Below are 1,583 nucleotides of genomic sequence, written 5' to 3'. Positions count from 1 at the left end.
GTTGTGGGCCCGACGGGGCCAGGTGGGTAGAGGCGTGTGGGCTCGACGCGCGGTCAGACTGATATGCGCGGGTTGGTTACCGCATGACCGGTTGTTCGTCGGGAGCGTTCCGCGAATCTAGGGGCGAGCGTCGCCCGACCTCGACCGGAGGTCGTGGTGGAGCTGCTCATAGCTGTATCGCGGGTCGCTCCTCGCGCTGCCTGCATCCTCACCCGGCGCCCGCCGGGGTCTGTGCGGGCCAGGGGCCCGGTGTCAGCCGGTTCTCGCGGCGGTCGTCTCCTCGAGAGTGGCCAGGCTCCAGCACCAGCCGGCGAGCTCCCGGGCGACCGCGACGACCGCGACGGTGGGCCGCTTGTTGCGGTGATCGAGACGGGTCCAGCGTTGATGCAGGCGCCGGTTGCCGGCCTCGGCGCGGTCACGGACCACCGCGGGCTGGCCATCGGCGCGGCGGGCCCGTTCCCGGCTCGAGCGCAGCGGACGACGGTGGTGCCAGGCCGCTTCGACCAGCAGCCGACGGGCATGGGAGTTGCCGGTCTTGGTGATCCCGCCCTGGGCCCGCCGCGACCCGGAGGAGAACTCCGAGGGCACCAACCCCAGGTAGGAGCCGATGGTGGCTCCGGTGAACCGATGCCAGTCGGCGACCTCAACGCAGAGCCCGGTCGCGGTCAGCGTTGAGACCCCCCGCAGGCAGGACAGCCGCCCGACCGGCCCGGCCAACGCCGGGTCGCTCGCGGCCATCTCGATGATCGCGACGTCGAGTCGGTCGCGGCGGGCGTGGACGGTGAACACCGCATCGAGGGCCTCGTCGAACGCGAGTTGGACCCCGCGGCGGTTGAAGTGTTGGCTGCGCAACCACGCCTCGTGCGCGGCGGTCCAGGCGGTGTTGTCCCAGACCAGGCCCTGGCGCAGCAGCAGCTTGGAGAGCCGGTGGCGGGCCCGCATCAGGTCCCCGCGGCAGTCCTCCCGGGCCCGGACCAGATCCCGGGCGGCTTCTTCGGCCTCGGTCGGGACCCGCACCCCGGGGACCTCACCGATGCGCAGCAACCGCGCCAACCGCTCGGCGTCGCGGCGGTCGGTCTTGACCTTGTCCCCAGCCGGACGCTCGAGCTTCGAGGGCGCCACGACCTCGCACACCACCCCAGCCGCCCGCAGCGCCCGCGCCAACCCGAACCCGGTCGGGCCCGCCTCGTAGCAGGCCATCACCGGGCCGGGCTGCGAACACACCCAGCCCACGATCTGCTCGGTCCGCGCCCCGATCCGCTGCGTCCGAATCTCCGCCGCGCCCTCGTCGATCGCGCAGCCGATCACTGATCTCGCGTGGACGTCCAACCCGACCCACGTACCCTCGCCTGACACCGGCGCCTCCCCGTAAATGCGGCACCGTCACCAGCCGACGGTGACCCGCGCCAACTTACGAGCGGAGGCGCCGGCCTCCATACGGTCTAGTCGCCCGACTCGAACTTGAAGGAGATCGCGAGACGTACGCGGAAGCCGGTCACCTGGCCGTTCTCGATGACCAGGTCGGAGCGCAGGAGCTCGGCGATGCGGATGTCGCGCACCGACTTCGCCGCGGTCTCCACGGC

The 1,583-nt window shown here is 72.0% G+C and carries 2 protein-coding genes; both read right to left on the bottom strand.

The genetic code is table 11. The features are described 5' to 3' along the window. Window positions 1–252: 252 nt before the first annotated feature. A complete protein-coding gene (locus AC0CYZ_RS10295) occupies window positions 253–1,356 on the bottom strand; it encodes an IS110 family RNA-guided transposase (protein ID WP_472214899.1) in 1,104 nt (367 codons plus the stop codon). An 86-nt stretch (window positions 1,357–1,442) separates the two neighbouring features. After that, window positions 1,443–1,580: a dodecin domain-containing protein gene (locus AC0CYZ_RS10290; protein ID WP_472214901.1), complete on the bottom strand. Its 138-nt coding sequence runs from the start codon at window positions 1,578–1,580 to the stop codon at window positions 1,443–1,445. Window positions 1,581–1,583: the final 3 nt, after the last annotated feature.

It is taken from the genome of Actinomycetospora sp. (assembly GCF_055612215.1).
This window is presented reverse-complemented; position numbering and strand designations above follow the sequence as displayed.